This window comes from Pseudomonas sp. P4_C4, assembly GCF_056402055.1.
In genome coordinates, this window is sequence record NZ_JBFUID010000068.1 from 1 (window position 1) to 18,489 (window position 18,489).

Annotated in this window: 14 protein-coding genes; 8 read left to right on the forward strand and 6 right to left on the reverse strand. The window is 60.1% G+C overall.

The window, feature by feature from the left end; genetic code table 11:
• Positions 1–72 precede the first annotated feature (72 nt).
• Entirely contained in the window at positions 73–2,127 is a 2,055-nt protein-coding gene (locus AC1DXW_RS26445) for a S9 family peptidase (RefSeq protein WP_477752889.1), read from the reverse strand.
• A gap of 1,188 nt (positions 2,128–3,315) precedes the next feature.
• Between AC1DXW_RS26445 and ltrA the strand changes: the two genes are divergently transcribed.
• The 4 genes from ltrA to AC1DXW_RS26465 all read left to right on the forward strand — a co-directional run bounded on the left by ltrA (position 3,316) and on the right by AC1DXW_RS26465 (position 6,971).
• Complete coding sequence (gene ltrA, locus AC1DXW_RS26450) at positions 3,316–5,013, forward strand: group II intron reverse transcriptase/maturase (protein WP_477760657.1); 1,698 nt, start codon at positions 3,316–3,318, stop codon at positions 5,011–5,013.
• Positions 5,014–5,108: 95 nt separating this feature from the next.
• On the forward strand, positions 5,109–5,606 hold the full coding sequence (locus AC1DXW_RS26455; RefSeq protein ID WP_477760658.1) for an MFS transporter: 498 nt from the start codon (positions 5,109–5,111) through the stop codon (positions 5,604–5,606).
• Positions 5,607–5,638: 32 nt separating this feature from the next.
• On the forward strand, positions 5,639–6,415 hold the full coding sequence (locus AC1DXW_RS26460; protein ID WP_108218526.1) for a class II glutamine amidotransferase: 777 nt from the start codon (positions 5,639–5,641) through the stop codon (positions 6,413–6,415).
• Between the two features lie 13 nt (positions 6,416–6,428).
• Positions 6,429–6,971, forward strand: a complete 543-nt coding sequence (locus AC1DXW_RS26465; RefSeq protein WP_477752892.1) for a DUF2937 family protein — start codon at positions 6,429–6,431, stop codon at positions 6,969–6,971.
• A gap of 44 nt (positions 6,972–7,015) precedes the next feature.
• On the opposite strand, the gene AC1DXW_RS26470 is transcribed toward AC1DXW_RS26465, so the two are convergent.
• From AC1DXW_RS26470 to AC1DXW_RS26485, 4 genes are all read right to left on the reverse strand, one after another.
• Positions 7,016–9,127: a TonB-dependent receptor gene (locus AC1DXW_RS26470; protein ID WP_477752893.1), complete on the reverse strand. Its 2,112-nt coding sequence runs from the start codon at positions 9,125–9,127 to the stop codon at positions 7,016–7,018.
• A 15-nt stretch (positions 9,128–9,142) separates the two neighbouring features.
• On the reverse strand, positions 9,143–10,354 hold the full coding sequence (locus tag AC1DXW_RS26475) for an MFS transporter (RefSeq protein WP_477760659.1): 1,212 nt from the start codon (positions 10,352–10,354) through the stop codon (positions 9,143–9,145).
• Positions 10,344–12,266 carry an IucA/IucC family protein gene (locus AC1DXW_RS26480; protein ID WP_477752895.1) on the reverse strand — a complete coding sequence of 641 codons (1,923 nt, stop codon included), beginning with the start codon at positions 12,264–12,266 and terminating at the stop codon, positions 10,344–10,346. Before AC1DXW_RS26480 ends, AC1DXW_RS26475 begins: the two co-directional genes overlap by 11 nt.
• A gap of 112 nt (positions 12,267–12,378) precedes the next feature.
• Positions 12,379–13,308 (reverse strand): LysR family transcriptional regulator, encoded by a 930-nt coding sequence (locus AC1DXW_RS26485; protein WP_477752896.1) that lies wholly within the window; start codon positions 13,306–13,308, stop codon positions 12,379–12,381.
• Between the two features lie 146 nt (positions 13,309–13,454).
• On the opposite strand from AC1DXW_RS26485, the gene AC1DXW_RS26490 reads away from it, so the two are divergent.
• The 4 genes from AC1DXW_RS26490 to AC1DXW_RS26505 all read left to right on the forward strand — a co-directional run bounded on the left by AC1DXW_RS26490 (position 13,455) and on the right by AC1DXW_RS26505 (position 17,191).
• Complete coding sequence (locus AC1DXW_RS26490) at positions 13,455–14,741, forward strand: MFS transporter (protein ID WP_477752897.1); 1,287 nt, start codon at positions 13,455–13,457, stop codon at positions 14,739–14,741.
• 73 nt (positions 14,742–14,814) lie between these two features.
• Positions 14,815–15,567 carry a 5-oxoprolinase subunit PxpA gene (locus tag AC1DXW_RS26495; protein ID WP_477752898.1) on the forward strand — a complete coding sequence of 251 codons (753 nt, stop codon included), beginning with the start codon at positions 14,815–14,817 and terminating at the stop codon, positions 15,565–15,567.
• Positions 15,564–16,268: a 5-oxoprolinase subunit PxpB gene (gene pxpB, locus AC1DXW_RS26500; RefSeq protein ID WP_477752899.1), complete on the forward strand. Its 705-nt coding sequence runs from the start codon at positions 15,564–15,566 to the stop codon at positions 16,266–16,268. Before AC1DXW_RS26495 ends, pxpB begins: the two co-directional genes overlap by 4 nt.
• Positions 16,265–17,191 (forward strand): 5-oxoprolinase subunit C family protein, encoded by a 927-nt coding sequence (locus tag AC1DXW_RS26505; RefSeq protein WP_477760660.1) that lies wholly within the window; start codon positions 16,265–16,267, stop codon positions 17,189–17,191. The genes pxpB and AC1DXW_RS26505 overlap by 4 nt, the downstream gene beginning before the upstream one ends.
• 119 nt (positions 17,192–17,310) lie before the next feature.
• Here AC1DXW_RS26505 and AC1DXW_RS26510 read toward each other — a convergent pair whose 3' ends face one another.
• Positions 17,311–18,489 (reverse strand): vWA domain-containing protein, encoded by a 1,179-nt coding sequence (locus AC1DXW_RS26510; protein WP_008049176.1) that lies wholly within the window; start codon positions 18,487–18,489, stop codon positions 17,311–17,313.

An 18,489-nucleotide genomic window follows, 5' to 3' on the forward strand; every position in this document is an offset into this window, starting at 1 on the left:
GCTCCTACATGGGTCAGTGTTGTGTCGGCTTCCTGTGTTCGGAACTATGACCCGCACACCCAGCCAAGTTCCTCAAACAATGCCCAAAACCTTGAACAAAAATGCATATTCGAGTGCTACGTCACGCAATCCCTGATATCGACCGCTCATCCCGCCATGCCCGGCACCCAGTTCAGTCTTGAGCAGCAGGGTATTGCTGTCGGTCTTGGTCGCGCGCAATTTCGCCACCCATTTGGCCGCTTCCCAATACTGTACGCGGCTGTCGTTGTAGCCAGCGATCACCAGGGTCGCCGGATACGCTTGCGCGGTGACGTTTTCGTACGGGGCGTAGGCCTTGATCCGATCATGGACCTCCGGTTCTTCAGGGTTGCCCCACTCGTCGTATTCCGTGACGGTCAATGGCAGGTCAGGGTCGAGCATGGTGTTGAGTACGTCGACGAACGGCACTTCGGCGATGGCGGCGCCAAACAGCTCCGGCCGTTGATTGAGCACCGCGCCGATCAGCAAGCCACCGGCGCTGCCGCCGCTGATCGCCAACTGCGGTGCAGTGGTGAAGCCCTGGGCGATCAGGTGTTCGGCGCAGGCGATAAAGTCGCTGAAGGTGTTGTGCTTGTGCTCCTGCTTGCCGGCGCGATACCAGGCTTCCCCCAGTTCGCCACCGCCACGCACGTGGGCAATGGCAAACGCCATGCCGCGATCCAGCAGGCTCAGGCGCGCGTGGGAAAACCACGGGTCGAGGCTTTCGCCATAGGCGCCATAGCCGTAGAGGTACAGCGGCACGGGTTTGCCGAGGTCTGCGCGCTTGATCACCAGGCTGATGGGCACTTGCGTACCGTCCGGTGCAGTGGCCCACAGGCGCTGGCTGACGTAGGCATCGGCATCGAATGGGCCGAGCACCGGAGTTTGCTTGAGCACTTTCTGCTCGCCAGAGGCCAGGTCCAGTTGGCGGATTTGCGCCGGACGGTTCAACGCTTCGTAGCGCAGGCGAATCCGCTCGCTTTCGAACTCCAGGCTGTTTTGCACGTGCAGGCTGTAGGCCGCATCCGGCAGTTGCACGCGATAGGGCGCCAGGCCTTGCGGGTGAACCTCAATGACCGGCAAGCCGCCGACCCGCAGGCTGAGGGTCATGGCCCCGGTGTTCAGGCTGATGCCGTCGATCATCACCGTGTCACTGTGGGGGATCAGGTTCTGCCAGTCGGCTTCGGTGGGCGCGGCACCGGTATCTACAGCGGTGTACAAGGCGAAATTGATGCCGTCACGGTTGCTGCGAATGAACCAGGTCCATTGACCGTCGAGTACGCCGTGGTCGACGTCGTACTCATGATCCTCGACCCGTGGCGCGATGCAGGTAAAGGCTTGCTGCGGCTGGTTGGCGTCGAGGACCCAGGCTTCGCTGGTGGTTTTGCTGCCCACGGACAGCAGCAATTGCTGCTCGGAGCTTGAACGGTAGCAATGCATGAAGAAGCGCCCGTCCGGCTCATGGAACACTTCTTCGGCCGCCGTGCCGTCCAGTCGATAGCGATACAGCTTGTGCGGACGATGGGTGTCATCCAGTTCGCCAAAGAACAGCGTCAGGCTGTCGTTGGCCCAGGTCATGCTGCCGTCGCAGTCCTGGAATTCCAGTTCACTGACACGGCCGTCGGACAATTCCTTCACGAACAGCGTGTAAATCTCCTCGCCACTGGAGTCGATGCTGTAGGCCAGGCGCTGGTGATCCGGGCTGATGCTGAACGCCCCGAGCGAAAAGAAGCCGCCATTGGCCAGTTCGTTCGGGTCCAGCAGTAGTTGTTCGCGGCTTTCGTCGAGGGTCAGGCTGTCATCGGCCGGACGCGGGCAGCGGTAGTGCCGGGCGTACTCATCGCCCGCCGTGGTGCGGGTGTAATACAGATACGGTCCCCACGGCGAGGGCAGGGACAGATCGGTCTCGAGAATCCGCCCCTTGATCTCTTCGAACAGGGTTTCACGCAGCCCGGCCTGGTCGGCGGTTTGCGCTTCCTGATATCTGTTTTCGGCCTTGAGGTAGTCGAGCACTGCTTCTGTGTCGCGCTCTTGCAGCCAGGCATACGGGTCGGAGCCATCAGCCATGTGGGCAATCGGAGCGTCGTGAATGTTGGCGGATAGGGGCATGAAGGGCTCTCGAACAGTGTACGGAATAGGGGTTTGGCAACCGGTGGGAGCGGGCCGCGCCCAACAGTCAGGCATTGATGCAGCCTGACGGGCGAAAAGCCGTTATCATAAGCGCCTCTGTGCGACACGCGTAGCGTGTCTCCAAGACTTCGAGGTGTAGAGTCATCTTGAAGGGCTTCCGAAAGGAAGCCAAGAGCTTGGGTACCCAACCCCAAGAAACAAAACCCTCCCAGAAGTCCAATGCCTTCAAGGACTTGCCGCAGCGGCGGTGGCAAACTCAAGGTCGATTAGCGCTCGGTAGCTCGACCGCAGTACCAGATTTTCCGGTGCTGGAGTGCCTACTACACATCAGCCCTATTCAGGGTTAAACCCATGCGGGAGAGAATCCCCGCTGGGGTTCCCTCCTGCTTTTGAAACAGGAGGTAACAATTCTTTGGGCATGCTGCCTCGGCAGTCCCTGCTCACATCAAACCGGAGACATGAGCGAAAGCTCTGTCTGTCATTGTCCATCTACCTTGCTCGCAAGGTGGCAGCGGACTCGTTGTGCGACCAACGATAGCCTAGGAAGACATGCGTCACTGGTAACGGTGAGGTGTGAAGCTCTTCTCACAATGTAGTCCCCGTCAGGGTGTGCTTTTGCCGCGAGGTAAAGCATAGATACTCGGAGCAGTACCGGGTTGAGACGCTAGGCTGGTTGGCATGGGTAACGTAAGTGAACTGCTGATAAACGCCGTAATTATGAACAAGCCAAAACTGCTGTCAGGCTTGAGCCAAAAGGCACGTGGTCGGATACCTCTGTAGAGGCTTGAGGTACGTCGTCATAGGACCATCGGTGAAAAGGCAGGCCCTAAACCAATCGTGTGACAGGCAGGGAACGTGGTAAGCCCGTATGGCCGCCTTCGGGCAGGTGAACCGCAAGGGGATCTGTTGGCTGTGTGGGTATGGGATCGCAGAGAAAGCGAAAGCCGGGCTGTAATGGCTCGGATAGGGGTTGGGACATTACCCCACGGGAAACCGGGCAGACTTCTGCGTGGTCTTTCGTCGCATGAACTCTGACTGAACCTGTCTCAATGATCTTAGAGACCCAGCAGTATTGGGCCTCCTACTAATCCAACCCTGACGGGAGCGTCCATTCCCGTCAGGGGATGCGTACGTCTTCTGCTCGGGGAAACTTGAGAGGAAGGCAGCATGATAGAGCACAGCCAAATGGCCGTGCCTGCGCTTTCTGGCACTCCGCAACAATGGCATGACATCGATTGGTGTCGTGTTCAGCGGAATGTTCGGGCAATGCAGGTGCGGATTGCGAAGGCTTGTCGGGAAGGCAAATGGCGCAGGGTGAAAGCCCTGCAACGGATGCTGACCCGCTCTCGATCGGCCAGATACTTGGCCGTACGGCGAGTCACTGAAAACCAGGGTAAGCGCACGGCGGGAGTCGACCGCGTGCTCTGGGATACACCCGACGCAAAATGGAAAGCGGCAAATGGGTTGAAGCGTCACGGATATAAGCCACGACCTTTACGGCGTGTGTTCATTCCGAAGTCGAATGGGAAGGAACGCCCTTTGGGTATCCCAACCATGACTGACAGGGCTATGCAGGCGCTGTATTTGCTAGCTCTGGCACCCATTGCAGAAACCAAGGGCGATCCGAACAGCTACGGCTTCAGGATCGAACGCTCTACGGCGGATGCGATGGGGCAGTTGTTTGTTTGCCTGTCCAAGAAGGTTTCGGCCCAATGGATACTGGAGGCGGACATACAAGGCTGCTTTGATCACATTAATCATGACTGGATGCTCGCCAACGTCCCTATGGACAAAGCGATTCTTCGGAAATGGTTGAAGGCTGGCGTGATTCATAAAGGCCAGCTACAGGCAACGGATGCTGGTACGCCACAAGGCGGGATTATCTCGCCTACCTTGGCAAATATGGCGCTCGATGGTCTGGAAACACAGCTCAAGCAGTATCTGGGCGTGACAAGGGCCAGAAAGCTGAAGATCAACGTGGTGCGGTATGCGGATGATTTCGTGATTACTGGAGACTCGAAAGAGGTACTGGAAAGCGAAATCAGACCTTGGGTGGAGCAATTCCTGGCAGTACGCGGGTTGCAGTTATCCCCTGAGAAAACACATATCGTCCATACCGATCAAGGCTTCGACTTTCTGGGTTGGAATTTCCGTAAGTACGACGGGAAGCTTCTGATCAAACCGAGTAAGAAGAACGTCAAGGCGTTCTATCACAAGGTGAAGGAGGTCATCGACGCCAACAAGATGGCGAAGCAGGAGTATTTGATTCGATTGCTCAATCCCATCTTGAAAGGCTGGGCGCTGTATCACCAGCCTGTAGTAGCCAAGCAGGCCTACAGCCGCATGGATAATTTGTTGTTTTATGCTCTATGGCGTTGGGCAAAGCGGCGGCACCCGAACAAGTCACTGCAATGGATAGGGAAGAAGTATTTCCGAACTCAAGGAAGCAGAAGTTGGGTGTTTGCCACCACGATGTTGGAGGAAAACGGGACGAAAAAGGAGGTCGCTCTGTATTCGCTTGCGAGTACACCGATCGAACGACACAGGAAGGTTAGTGGGGAGTACAACCCCTTTGACCCTTCCATGGAAGAAATGGGCGAGAAGCTGCGGACGGCACAGATGCTGAAAAAGCTGAAGTATCGCAAACAGATTCTCAGTCTCTATCAAAGCCAGAAAGGACTGTGTCTGATGTGCAAACAACCGATTACGAAGGAAACGGGATGGCATGACCATCACATTATCCACCGCACTCATGGCGGTAGAGACACCCTGGATAACCGGGTACTATTGCATCCTATTTGTCACCAACAGCTTCACAGCCGTGGATTGACAGTGAACAAACCGGCTCCGCAAGGGGCTTTCTAAAGACTTGAGCCGTATGCGTTGAAAGGCGCACGTACGGTTCTTAGGGGGAGGCAGGCCAGTAATGGCCTGTCTCTACCCGACTTGCCTGCCTTGCCATGGACACCATGACCGAGAACGACTATCTGATCGCTTGGGGCCTCTACGCCTTCGCCGCTTTGGGCTGCCTGTTGGTGTGGATGCGCTTGACCCGCTGGATGTGGCGCTGGCTGCGTGAGCCGCTACGGCTGGCCATGGCCGTGCTGCTGTTCAGCCCGACCATCATCGACCCGGTCAAGGATAAAGTCGCACCGGCCGTCGCCATTACCGCCCTCGACCTGCTGTTCAAGGTCGGCAACAACGCCTGGCGGGCGATTTCCGATCTGTTCATGTACGGCATGATCGCGTTCGGCCTCTATCTGGTGCTGGTGGCGATCCGTTTCCCTATCGAGCGCGCCTCCAACGCCCGCAAGGAACAGGCTGCCGCGGCCAAAGCCGCCGTGCGCGCCGAAGAACCCGAAGATGATCAACCGTTCGGCGGTGCCGGCGATGATCGTTACGGTCGTCCACCGGTGCCGAGCAATCCTCAGCGGATGCGAGTCGAACCCCGTCTGTAACCTTGCCCCTGCGATTGAGCGAGAGTCCGAGCATGTGTGAGTTATTGGGCATGAGCGCCAATGTCCCGACCGATATCGTGTTCAGCTTCACCGGGCTGATGCAGCGCGGCGGTCGCACCGGCCCGCACCGCGATGGCTGGGGCATTGCCTTCTATGAAGGCCGTGGGCTGCGACTGTTCCAGGATCCGGCGGCAAGCTGCGAGTCGGAAGTCGCGAACCTGGTGCAGCGCTATCCGATCAAGAGCGAAGTGGTGATCGGGCACATCCGCCAGGCCAACGTCGGCAAGGTCTGCCTGTCCAACACGCATCCGTTCGTCCGTGAGCTGTGGGGGCGCAACTGGTGTTTCGCCCATAACGGCCAGTTGGCGGATTTCCAGCCTGCGGCCAGTTTCTATCGCCCTGTGGGTGATACCGATAGCGAAGCGGCGTTCTGTGATTTGCTCAACCGTGTGCGTGCGGCGTTCCCCGAACCGGTCGAGGTCGAAGCGCTGCTGCCGGACCTGGTGGCCGCTTGCGCCGAATACCGCAGCAAAGGCGTATTCAACTGCCTGCTCAGCGATGGCGACTGGTTGTTCTGCTATTGCTCGACCAAACTGGCGCAAATCACCCGTCGCGCACCGTTTGGCCCCGCACGCTTGAAAGACGTCGACGTGATCGTCGACTTTCAGGCCGAAACCACGCCTAACGACGTGGTCACCGTCATCGCCACCGAACCCCTGACCGAAAACGAAACCTGGACCCGTTACGAACCGGGCCAATGGAGCCTGTGGCGACGTGGCGAATGCGTCAGCCAGGGCAAGACCGAATAAGGATCTGCTTTCCATGTTGCTCAGTTATCTACGGCTGGTGTTGTTTGCGGCGGGCCTGTTGATCGGTGTCCAGGTGCCGGGCTTCATCAGCGATTACGCCAAGCGGGTCGAAGCCCATCTGATCGAGGCGCAAGCCGGCTTGAGCGGCTTTCAGAACACCGCCAATCAGTTTTTCAAGGGTGACATGCAGGCTCTGGTCGCGCATTACCGCGCCAGCGAAGACCCGATCTTCCGCAGCGATGCCGACAGCCTGAGCAACCTGCTGACCCGCCAACTGGCGTTGGACAAGCAGTTCCAGGCGATGCAGGGGCCGTGGTACATCCGCTTCCTGCAAGTGGCGCTGGCTGCCGATCCGGACATCCGCAAGGAAACCTGGAATGGCTACAGCTACCAGATCCTGTTGACGCCCGAAGCGATGAGCTGGGGCATGAGCGGCGCATTGTTGCTGTCGTTAGGTCTTGAATGCCTGTTCCGACTGATCGACTGGGTGGTGCTGGGCGGCAAGCGTCTGCGCCAGAGCCGGCCAATCGAAGAGCGGGATTTGCGCGGTTTGTAACACCGTCGAACGTCAAGGAGCCGGCAAGCCGGCTCCTTGCTTGATTACCAATCAATCGAATAGGTCATGCTCAAGGTACGGCCTTCGGCGTTGGGGAATGGCGCTCTGGCGTTGGCTTGGGCGAACAGGTTGACGTACGTGCGGTTGGTCAGGTTGTACACCCCGCCTTCCAGGCGACCGACCGGCAAGTACACGGAGCCGAGCAGGTCCACCAGCGTATAGCCATCGATGTCGCGCCCGTTGTTGTCCTTGGCGGCAGCGTCGTAACTGGACAGGTGCATGCCTTGCAGGCGCAGGGTGTAGTCGTCTTCGGCGTAGCCGACGAACAGCGTGGTTTTGGCCGGTGAAATGCGTGTCGCCGGCAGATCGATCCATTTCCCGTTCTGCTCGGTCTCGCCTTTGGCCCAGGCATAGGTGCCACCCACCGACCAGTGATCGGTCGCGAGGTAGGTCAGGCTGTTTTCGATACCGCGAACCCGCTCCTTCTGGTTGATCAGACGCAAGACACGGTCATTGGCATCGTAGAACTGAGTCACGTCCGAGGTGTTTTCATAGACGGTGACGTCGGCCTGCCACCGGTCCCAGTCACCGCGCCAGCCCAGCTCGTAGCTGTCGACCTTGATGGCCTGGGCGTTGAGGCTCTGGATGTCGAAGGTGCTGTTCACGTCACGCAAGAAGCGCTGGATGTCCGGCAGCGAAAACCCCTGGCTGTAATTGGCGAAGACGTCCTGATGTTCACTCAGGTGATAGACCGCGCCCAGGTTATAGAGCGTCGCGTCGTATTTGAGGGTATCGCCGGGCAGGATGGCACGTACACCGGTCTGGACGATCTCGCCGTAAGCGACGCTGTCGGAGACTTCGCTTTCGATCCATTCGCGGCGCACACCGCCACGCAAGGTCCAGTCACCGATGTCCCAGGACATCTGCCCGAACAGCGCCTTGGTGGTGGTTTCGATATCCGGGCCCATCTCGTAAGTGGTGCCAGTCTTGGTGTAGGTCAGCCCTTTGACGGTGTATTGGTCACCGCGCTGGCGGGAGCGTTCGTGATCATAGTCGGCGCCCCAGACCAGGTTGCCTGTGGCGCTGCCGATGGCCGGCAACGGCGTGTCGATGGCCGCACGCAGGCCGTAGACATCCTGCACGCTGTTGTTGTCGGCGATCCCGGCCTTGCCCCGCGACAGGTCCGGGAAGAACAGCGCGTCGGCCCGGCGCCAGTAGCTTTCCAGTTGCAGGCCCTGGCCGTAGAAGTCGTTGTCGGTGTAGTTGAGGTTGGCCGCCTGGTTATGGGTGTAGGGCTGGTCGTCGAGTTTCAGCCCTTTGACCGCCACGGCCTCTTGCAGGTTTTTCGGGTCTTTTGTGTAGCCAGTGTCCTGCTGGTCCTTGTAGTCCTGCAGCGACAGGCTGAGTTTTTTATCGGCATCCAGTTCGTAACCGAAACGACCTTGCAGGTCATAGGTGTCGGTGTCCATGTTGCTGCCCTGGGATGTGTCCTGAGGGATGCGATTGCCGTTGCCGTCGTACTGATCGTTGCGCTGGGTCAGGTCGGCGGACACGTACCAGTCCAGGGCATCCTTGCGCCCGGTAGCACTCTGAAAGGCCTCGTAGGCGAAACCCTTGCTGTTGAGGTTGTTGCCGGTGGTCAGGCCCAGTTTGCTGCTGTAGGCAAGGTCCTGACCCTGGTTGCGCTTGGTGATGATGTTGATGATGCCGCCCGAAGCACCGGCACCATAAATGCTGCTGGCGCCGGAAACCACCTCGATGCGTTCGATACTGGCCGGTGCGATGCTGTTGAGCTGGCGGAAGTTGTCCCGCGTGGCGTTCTGCGACACGCCGTCGATCAACACCAGCATGTTGCGCCCGCGCAGGGTCTGGCCGAAGTTGCTCATCCCGCCGCTGGACGGCGCCAGGCCGGGAACCAGTTGCCCCAGAATGTCGGAGACCCGACGCCCGGCGCCACTCTGTTGGCGGATCTGTTGTTCGTCGATCACCTGGACCGAGCCTGGAATCGAGGCAATGGTCGCTTCGCTGCGCGTCGCGGAAACGACGGTGGCTTGCATGTTCAATGTGCCGGGTTGCTGGTCGGTGTCCTCGGCCCAGGTCTGGGCGCTGAAGGAGCCGAGCAGCGGAATCATCAAGGAAAGTTTGGTTCGGGTCATGAGTGGGTCTTTTTTTTAGTCGTGATTAGTGTTGGTAGACAAGATTGCGGGGGCCGGTGTGGAGGTGAATGAGCGCACCCAGCGGATCCCGATGGCGGCCAGTGCGTAAGTCAACGCCACCAGCCAGAAACTGTGGGCCAGCCCGACCAGCCCCATGCCGATCCCGCCGAGGACGGCACCGAGCAGAGCGCCAGCCTTGGCCGCGCTGTTGCCCAGGCCGAGGGCAAAACCCTGCTGGCTTGAAGACACGGTGTTGGCGATCAGCGCGTAGGCGACGGGGAGCAGTGCGCCTTGCCAGATGCCCCAGACCAACCGGCTGACGAGAAAACCCAGCCATTCGCTGGCCAGTGCCGTGGCCGCGAGCGTCAGGGCGCAGAGCCAGGCAATGCCTTCGATGACGCGCAAGGTGTAAGCCGGTTGCCAGCGGTCGAACAGACGCCCCCACAGCGGTGCGGAAATGGCCAGGGTCGCGGCGCTCGCCGCGTAAGTAGCGCCGATCAGCCAGCCCGGTGCGTGCAGAATGTCGGCGACGTACAGCGCGTAGAAGGGTTGCGGCATCATCTTCGCGGCTTGAATCAACACGATCACCAACAGGATTCCACTGAGCCAGCCTTTAGGCAGGGCCACCGGCGCAACCGGTTTCTTCGTCGAGGCTCGCGCCTTGTCGGCCGGCAGGAAAAAACTCCCCAGTGCACACAGCAGGCAAATCGCCGACGCGCCATAACAGAGCAGGGCAAACCCCGAGATGTCCATCAGCCAGCCACCCAGCACCGGGCCGATCAACGAGCCGACGGCGGTCGCCGATTGCAGACGGGCCAGGGTGTGACCGCGCCGGGAATTGTCGCAGCAGGCCAGGGCATAGGCTTGCGCGGCGGCGAGAAATCCGGCCAATGCGCCTTGCATCACGCGAATGCCCACCAGCAGCCACGGGTCGAGAGTAATCGCCGCCAGCCCTTGGCACAGCGCAAGTGCCAGCAACGCCCGAACGATCATCGGCTTGTGCCCGGTGCGATCACCCAACCGCCCCCACGCGGGCGTCAGCAGCATGGCCGCCAGCATCGGGCCGGCATAGACCAGCGCCGATAGCAGCGCGGTGTAGCCGGCGCCCTCTGGCCCAAGCAGACGCTGGATCTGCAAGGGCCAGAACGGGCCGCTCATTTCCATGGCACCCATGGAGACAAACTGGATGACTATCAGCAGTCGCAACGCACGGCCATCAGCGAGCATCGGCGTTGGTTCGCAGCGGATTGCTCAGGCGTCCGACGATGTCGGCGTGGCTGTCGTGCAAGCGCATGCGCATGAACGATTTGGCCGGCCAATCCTGTTCCAGCAGGGCCTGACGCTCGCTTTCCCAGCGTGCCGGTTCGACATGCTCGCGCACGCTCTCGAAGCATTGTTCAACGTGCGTAGCCAAACGCTCCCAAAGGCTATTTTCCGGCACATTCCAGTGGCGGGCGCAGAGCAACGTCAACTCACCGAGGTGGCACATGAACGTGGTGTGCAGGAGCTTGTCGCGGACAAAACCGGCGTCGTCGTACAGGGTCATTTCCGGATCGTGCAGCTGGATATCCAGACCCTTGGCGTGCAGGGTTTTGCGATCAATGCGGATGTCGCCGAAGTCACGCAGCAGCAGCCGATTCAACTGCCCGTCAGCGCCCATCACCATGAAGCTGTTTTGCTGGTGCGCTTCGAACGCCACGCCATACATCAGGTAGATGCCCAGCAGGCTCGGGACGGCAATCGACAGGTAATCATCGAAGAACGCCAGCATGGCCTCGCTGTCGTCACGACCCTGAGCCAGTTGCACCCAGTCACGCAGCAACGGTTGTTCGAATTCGTTTACGGCGAACAAGCTGCCGACCGGCACGGCCAGTTCGCTTTCTTGCAGCAGGGTCAGCGGGTTGTCGCGGTACAGCACGGCGGCATGCCGGGACAGTTCGTCATTGGCCGGTTGTGGCGCGTAGTGCACGCCGATGCGCTCCGGCACGATGTTCAGCCGGCGCTGAATCTGCGGTTCGTGATCGAGAATCTGCAGTAGCAGTTGGCTGATGCGCGGTCCCATCCGGGCCGAACGCGGCGACACGGTGCGCTGCACGCTGGTCAGGCGCAAGGCCACCGGCAGTTTGACCATCGGCGCAACACGGCTGGCCTCTGGTAGGACCGTGCGGAAGGACATGGTCGGGTGGCCAGTGAAGGCAACGATGTCGGTGACGATCAGCAGGTTGTCGGCGATCTCGCTGGTGAACGAATTGGGCAGTTCTTCATCGGCTTGCCATGGGTGCGACGGCAGCGGGAGGTAGTCCGTTGCCTCCAGGCCCCGTTGCTGCAAATGACGCTGCAATTGTTCGGCGGCCTGCGGGAAGTGGCCCTGCCACCAGTCCCAGTAATCGGCGGTGCCGGCCAGTGATTCGACGTGGGTGTACTGACGGTGCAGGGCGCACAGCACAATCGGAAAACTCGCTTCGAATTCCGGTGAGAAGGCGATGACCTGCGCAGCGCTCAAGCCCAGCTTGGTCTTGTAGTTCGGATGCCAGGGGTGACCGAGCGTGCCCCACTGTTCGAGCAATGATGTCGGGTTCTGGTGGTCGGGGCTGGCTTTGAGCCAGGCGAACAGATTGTCGTTGTGCTCGGTGTCGATCTGCTCTCTCAGGCGCTCGGTCCATCCATGGTGGAACGCCAGGCACAGGGTGTCGTTGCTGTAGCTATCGTCCAGCTCGCGGGCCAGACGTTCCAGTACCTGCGGGGAGGCGGGCGGGTTGAGCTGAGTGCTGAGGTGAGCGAGCAGTTCACTGGGCAACTGGATTTTGTGCGGCAGGCTGTCGGGGGTGTGCAGGACGATGCTGCCACGCAGGTCCCAGCTGTTCATTCTTCCGCCCGTCAGGTGGTCGAAGCAAAGCTGCATACCGTCGCCAAGCGGCAGCCAGCAACGGCCGTTGTCGTCGTACTCGCAGGCGTCGGGGTTGATCAGGCGTTCGCGAAACAGCGCCTGGATCAGGCGTTGGAAGCAGCGCTGGGCGGCAGGCTCCAGGGCATTGCTCAAATGGTCGAGGGTGATGCGGTGGGACTGGAAGGCAGGAGTGCCGAGGGCTTCGCTCCAGTTTGAGAGCAATTGCTGCTGTTTTTGCGTGTAAGCGCGCATCAAGTCCGACTCCTTCTGGACAGTGGTTTAACTGAATGCGCGCAGAGAATACATTTTTCAAATAATAATGCAAATGATAGTAATTCCTACTTGTGGTGTGGAAAACTCCTTTTCAGAGGCCGGCCAGGGGTTTGCTCAAGACCATGTAGCGCTCTCCCACCTTCCGCGCATACTCCTCCAACACCTGCTGACACAAGGCCACAATCTCCTCGACCCACTCAACGCCCACCCGCCACGACACCACCACCTGCAAGTCGGGTGGTCGCTGATCGATGTCCAGCAAGGTCAATTCGCCACGCGCCAGTTCCTCGGCCACCAGCACCGGCGGCAACGCGCCGATGCCAAAACCGTCGCGCAGCAGCCGGGTAATCGCCGACACCGAGTTCACGCAGTTCAACCGTGGCGTCATCACGCCATTGGCCTGCATCAGGGCGAGCACTTCCTGATGCGGGTGGGAGTTTTTCGAGTAGGTAATGATCCGCTCTTTCGCCAGATCGGCGACGCCTGAATACTCACGGTTGTACAGGGAATTGCTGGCCACAATCCAGCCCATGGGGTGGCTGGCCAGTTCCAGGCTGCGCACGCTTTCCTGGCGCAGCAGGTCGGTTTGCAGGATCACGTCGAGAAAGCCTTTTTGCAGCTGATCGCAGAGGTTGAGCGAGGTATCGGCCACCAGCTCGATTTCCACCAGTGGGTAGTGATCGGTCATCTGCGCCACCAACGGGCTTAGCCAGGTGTGGATCACCGTGTCCATCACGCCAATGCGCACCCGTCCGGCCTTGCTCGAACGGGTCTCGATCGACTGCTTGAGTGCCTGCATGGTGTCCATCATCTGCTCGGCGTAATCGAGCACTTTGAGGCCTTCGGGCGTCAGGCTCACGCCGCGCGAATCCCGCAGAAACAGCTTTACCCCGAGCTCGCCTTCAAGCACCGCAATTCGGCTGGAAATCGAGGCCTGAGTGGTGAAGAGCTTGTCGGCGGTCAGGCGAAAACTCTTGAGTCGGGCGACCCAGACGAAGGTCTCGAGAAACTTCAGGTTCATGGGATAAAGATTTCTTATGGCTAAGGCGGGTTTTTATTAGTTGGACGTAGCAGGGGCGCGCGTCCAAAAATCGACGCATCCGGTTCCCACGATAGGCGTCGTCGGGGCTCAGAACAATACCAATAAAATCAGCGCGGAGATTTGCCATGAGTGCGCCCGACACCACCGCCACCCCGAAAGCCTCGGCCCGTCCGGGACCTTTCGACTGGTATCGCAACATCAATCAGCAGGAACGCCGCACCTTCTGGAGCTGCAAGATCGGCTATGGCCTGGACGGCATGGACACCCAGATGCTCAGCTTCGTGGTGCCGACCCTGATTGCCATGTGGGGCATCACCACCGGCCAGGCCGGGCTGATTCACACCAGCACGCTGATCGCTTCGGCCATCGGTGGCTGGGTGGCGGGGATTCTCTCCGACCGCATTGGTCGTGTGCGCACCTTGCAACTGACGGTGCTGTGGTTTGCCTTCTTCACCTTCCTCTGCGGCTTTGCCCAGAGCTACGAGCAACTGCTAATTGCACGGACCCTGATGGGATTCGGTTTCGGCGGTGAGTGGACGGCCGGCGCGGTGCTGATCGGCGAGGTGATTCGTGCCCAGGACCGTGGCAAGGCCGTTGGCATGGTGCAGTCCGGCTGGGCGCTGGGTTGGGGGCTGACCGCGATTCTGTATGCGCTGCTGTTCTCGGTATTGCCACCGGAGGATGCCTGGCGTGCGCTGTTCATCCTCGGCATCGTGCCGGCGATCTTCGTGATTTTCGTCCGCCGTCTGGTCAAGGACCCGGAAATCTATCGTGAAGCCAAAGCGAAACAGGAGCCGGGCAACCCGTCGAAGTTCTACGAGATCTTCGCCCCCGGCATGCTCTTCACCACGATTCGCGCTTCGTTGCTGACCACCGGCGCGTTGGGCGGCTACTACGCCATCACTTCCTGGTTGCCGACTTTCCTGAAGAACGAACGCGGTTTGAGCGTACTCAATACCAGCGGTTATCTGGCGATGGTGATCGTTGGTTCCTACGTGGGTTATGTCATCAGCGCCTATTTGACCGACATCCTGGGACGTAAAAAGAACTTCATCCTGTTCGCCGTGGGTTCGTTCACCATTGTGTTGCTGTACACCCAACTGCCGGTCAGCAACGGCGTGATGCTGTGGCTGGGCTTCCCGCTGGGTTTCTTCGCCTCGGGGATTTTCAGTGGTATGGGTGCATTCCTGACCGAGTTGTTCCCTACACGCATTCGCGGTTCGGGCCAGGGTTTTTGCTACAACATCGGCCGGGCGCTGGCGGCGTTGTTCCCGCTGCTGATCGGCCTGCTCAGCCAGACCGTGCCGCTGAGTGTGGGCATCGGTGCCTTTGCGGCAGTGTCCTACGGCGTGGTGATCCTCGCGGCCCTGAGCCTGCCGGAAACCCGTGGCAAGCAACTCGACGCCCGGTAACTGATAACCTGCGGGCTTGTCTTACAGATATGTCCCACAGCTAAAAAGATTAATGCCTACAGGAGTGTTCAGCGTGAGCCGCCTGCTATTGAACTGCGACATCGGCGAGAGTTTCGGCAGCTGGACCATGGGTCTGGACGCAGAAATCATGCCCTTTATCGATTGCGCCAACATCGCTTGCGGTTTTCACGCTGGCGACCCGAGCATCATGCGCAAGACCGTCAGCCTGGCCCTCAGCCACGGTGTGCAAGTTGGCGCGCATCCGGCCTATCAGGATCTGGTGGGGTTCGGCCGCCGCTCCATGGCCTATGCCACCCAGGAACTTCAAGACATTCTGCATTACCAGATCGGCGCCCTCGACGGCATCTGCCGGGCTCAGGGCGGGCGGGTCAGTTACGTCAAACCCCATGGCGCGATGTACAACGACATGATGGCCAACCCGGCGCAATTACGCGCCGTGCTGCAAGCCGTGGCGTCCTATGACCGCAACCTGCCATTGATGTTGATGGCGACTCGCGACAACAGCGCCGCCCAACAACTGGGCGATGAATACGGCGTGACGCTGTGGTTCGAGGCTTTTGCCGATCGTGCTTACGACAGCGCCGGCAGGCTGGTGTCGCGACAACTGCCGGGAGCGGTGCATCACGACCCGGAAAAAATCAGCGAGCAGGCGCTTACCATTGCCCGTGGCGATCACCTCACCGCCAGCGATGGCAGCGCCCTGCATTTGCAGGCCAACACCCTTTGCGTGCACGGCGACAACGCCAGTTCGGTCGCTGCCGTACAACGTATCCGTGAAGCCTTGAACCGGCAGAGTGCGTCATGAAGCTGCGGGTTGAAGTGGTGGCGCTGGATTGCCTGATGGTGCGCCTGTTCGATGAAATTGCCGAAACCAACATGCCGTGGATGCTGGCGGCCAGTGAAAGTCTGCGGGCGGCGTTCGCCGGGCATCTGATTGATCTGGTGCCGTCCTACACCACCTTGATGGTGCATTACGACTTGACCGAGCTGAGTCCCGCCCAGGCCCGGGAGTTGATTGCCGAAGCGTTGATCGATCTGTCGCCCAACACCCATGCCCGCGGTAAATGTCATGTGTTGCCGGTGTGGTACGACTTGAGCGTCGGACCGGAGTTGAGCCTGTTGTCGCAGCGCAGCGGGTTGGCGGTGGAGGAGGTGATCCGTCGTCACTGCGAGCGTGAATATCAGGTGTTCGCCCTGGGTTTTGCGCCGGGCTTCGCCTTCATGGGGCTGGTGGAAGAGGCACTCGCCGCGCCGCGTCTGAACACGCCACGCAAGAAAGTCGCGGCCGGCAGTGTCGGCATCGCCGAACGGCAGACGGCGGCTTACCCGGTGGTGTCGCCGGGCGGCTGGAACCTGATTGGCCGCACGCCGGCCAAATTGTTCGATCGCAACCGTGACGGCTACAGCCTGATGCAACCCGGTGACACCGTACGGTTCGAAGCGGTCAGCCATGCCGAGTTCATTAACCTGGGCGGTGACGATACGCCACTGGAGGCCCAGGCATGAGCCGTCTGACGATTGAAGCGAGTACGCCGCTGTGCCTGTTGCAGGATGCCGGTCGATTCGGCGTGCGGCATCTGGGTGTGACCCAGGGCGGAGCGGCTGATTGGCGTTCGATGTCCTGGGCCAACTGGCTGCTGGGCAACGGGCTGGATGCGCCGGTGATTGAAATCACCCTCGGCGGATTCACCGTGGTGGCCGAGGAGGAATGCGTGCTGGCCTTGGCCGGAGCGGATCTGGGCGCGCGGGTGGACGGCGAGGCGCTGGCACCGTGGCGCAGTTTCAGGCTGCACAAAGGTCAGCGTTTGCAATTCACCCGGCCGTTGCTCGGCGCCCGGGCCTATCTGGCGGCGCCGGGTGGGTTTGATGCACCGAAAGTGCTGGGCAGCAGCGCGACGGTGGTCCGTGAGGAGCTCGGCGGCCTGGACGGAATGGGCCATGCGCTGGGTAAGGGCGCGTCATTGAGCTATTCGGGCAACTCGGTGATGTTGCTGTGCGAAATGAGCGCAGACCAGCGGCCGGACTTGAACCTTGATGCTCCGTTGGACTTGGTCCTCGGTGCACAGATCGGTGAGTTCAGCGGGCAGAGCCTGTTCGACGCGTTCAACAGCGTGTGGAGCCTCGATAGTCGTGCCGACCGGATGGGGATTCGCCTGCTGGGTAAGGCGCTGCAGTACCAGGGCAAACCGATGATTTCCGAGGGTATTCCACTGGGGGCGGTGCAGGTGCCGCCGGATGGGCAACCGATTGTGTTGCTCAATGATCGGCAGACCATTGGCGGTTATCCGCGTCTGGGAGCGTTGACACCGTTGGCGCTGGCGCGGCTGGCGCAGTGTCTGCCGGGGGCGCAGGTGCGGTTACGGCCGGTGGTGCAGGAAGTGGCGCATCGCGAACAGGTCGAGTATTTGCAGCGATTTTTGAACAGCTAAAAGCATCGCGAGCAAGCTCGCTCCCACAATGGATCTGTGTCGTTCACAAGTTTCATGAACAACACTGACCCCTGTGGGAGCGAGCTTGCTCGCGATGGCGTCAAACCAGGCAACAAAGATTACTTGGAAAGAAACCGCATCCCTTCCTCCAGCCCGCGAAGGGTCAACGGATACATCTGGTCCTCAATCAAATCCCTCACGATGTTGGTCGAGGAGGTATAGCCCCAGGTGTCCTTCGGGTACGGGTTGATCCAGATGAGCTTCTTGTACTTCTCCTTGAACCGCTGCATCCACACGTAACCGGCTTCTTCGTTCCAGTGCTCGACGCTGCCGCCCGCCTGGGTGATTTCGTAGGGCGCCATGGCGGCGTCGCCGATGAAGATCACTTTGTAGTCGGCGCCGTACTTGTGCAGCAGGTCCATGGTCGAGGTGCGCTCGGAGGTGCGGCGCATGTTGTTCTTCCACACCGATTCATAAATGAAGTTGTGGAAGTAGAAGTACTCCAGGTGCTTGAACTCGGTCTTGCAGGCCGAGAACAGCTCCTCGCAAATCTTCACGTGGGCATCCATTGAACCGCCGATGTCGAACAGCAGCAACAGCTTGACGGTGTTGCGCCGCTCCGGCCGCATCTGGATGTTCAGTAACCCGGCATCCTTGGCGGTGTGGTCGATGGTGCCATCGATGTCCAGTTCTTCCGCCGCGCCCTGACGGGCAAACTTGCGCAAGCGACGCAAGGCGACCTTGATGTTGCGCGTGCCCAGCTCGACGGAATCGTCGAGGTTCTTGTACTCGCGCTGGTCCCAGACCTTGGCTGCCTTGCCCTGGCGCTTGCCGGCATCGCCGACCCGAATGCCTTCCGGGTTGAAACCGCCGGAACCGAACGGGCTGGTGCCACCGGTGCCGATCCACTTGTTGCCACCGGCGTGGCGTTCCTTCTGTTCTTCGAGGCGTTTCTTGAACTCTTCGATCAGCTTGTCCAGGCCGCCGAGGGACTGGATCGCCGCCCGCTCTTCATCGGTCAGCGAGCGTTCGAACTCCTTGCGCAGCCAGTCTTCGGGGATCAATGCCTGAAGATGATCGTCGAGCTTTTCCAGGCCATTGAAGTAGGCACCGAACGCCCGGTCGAACTTGTCGAAATGCTTTTCATCCTTCACCAGGATCGCCCGGGACAGGTAATAGAACTCGTCCATGTCGGCGAAGGTCACGCGTTGTTTCAGCGCGTTGATCAGGTCCAGCAGCTCACGCACCGAGACCGGCACCTTGGCTGCGCGCATTTCATTGAACAGGTTGAGCAGCAT

What these genes read in the sequence shown, in the direction of transcription:
- AC1DXW_RS26445 (WP_477752889.1), bottom strand. Translation starts at nt 2,127, where the DNA reads ATGCCCCTATCCGCCAACATTCACGACGCTCCGATTGCCCACATGGCT.
- AC1DXW_RS26475 (WP_477760659.1), bottom strand. Translation starts at nt 10,354, where the DNA reads ATGCTCGCTGATGGCCGTGCGTTGCGACTGCTGATAGTCATCCAGTTT.
- AC1DXW_RS26465 (WP_477752892.1), top strand. Translation starts at nt 6,429, where the DNA reads ATGTTGCTCAGTTATCTACGGCTGGTGTTGTTTGCGGCGGGCCTGTTG.
- pxpB (WP_477752899.1), top strand. Translation starts at nt 15,564, where the DNA reads ATGAAGCTGCGGGTTGAAGTGGTGGCGCTGGATTGCCTGATGGTGCGC.
- AC1DXW_RS26505 (WP_477760660.1), top strand. Translation starts at nt 16,265, where the DNA reads ATGAGCCGTCTGACGATTGAAGCGAGTACGCCGCTGTGCCTGTTGCAG.
- AC1DXW_RS26470 (WP_477752893.1), bottom strand. Translation starts at nt 9,127, where the DNA reads ATGACCCGAACCAAACTTTCCTTGATGATTCCGCTGCTCGGCTCCTTC.
- AC1DXW_RS26485 (WP_477752896.1), bottom strand. Translation starts at nt 13,308, where the DNA reads ATGAACCTGAAGTTTCTCGAGACCTTCGTCTGGGTCGCCCGACTCAAG.
- AC1DXW_RS26510 (WP_008049176.1), bottom strand. Translation starts at nt 18,489, where the DNA reads ATGCTGCTCAACCTGTTCAATGAAATGCGCGCAGCCAAGGTGCCGGTC.
- AC1DXW_RS26480 (WP_477752895.1), bottom strand. Translation starts at nt 12,266, where the DNA reads ATGCGCGCTTACACGCAAAAACAGCAGCAATTGCTCTCAAACTGGAGC.
- AC1DXW_RS26490 (WP_477752897.1), top strand. Translation starts at nt 13,455, where the DNA reads ATGAGTGCGCCCGACACCACCGCCACCCCGAAAGCCTCGGCCCGTCCG.
- AC1DXW_RS26455 (WP_477760658.1), top strand. Translation starts at nt 5,109, where the DNA reads ATGGACACCATGACCGAGAACGACTATCTGATCGCTTGGGGCCTCTAC.
- AC1DXW_RS26460 (WP_108218526.1), top strand. Translation starts at nt 5,639, where the DNA reads ATGTGTGAGTTATTGGGCATGAGCGCCAATGTCCCGACCGATATCGTG.
- ltrA (WP_477760657.1), top strand. Translation starts at nt 3,316, where the DNA reads ATGATAGAGCACAGCCAAATGGCCGTGCCTGCGCTTTCTGGCACTCCG.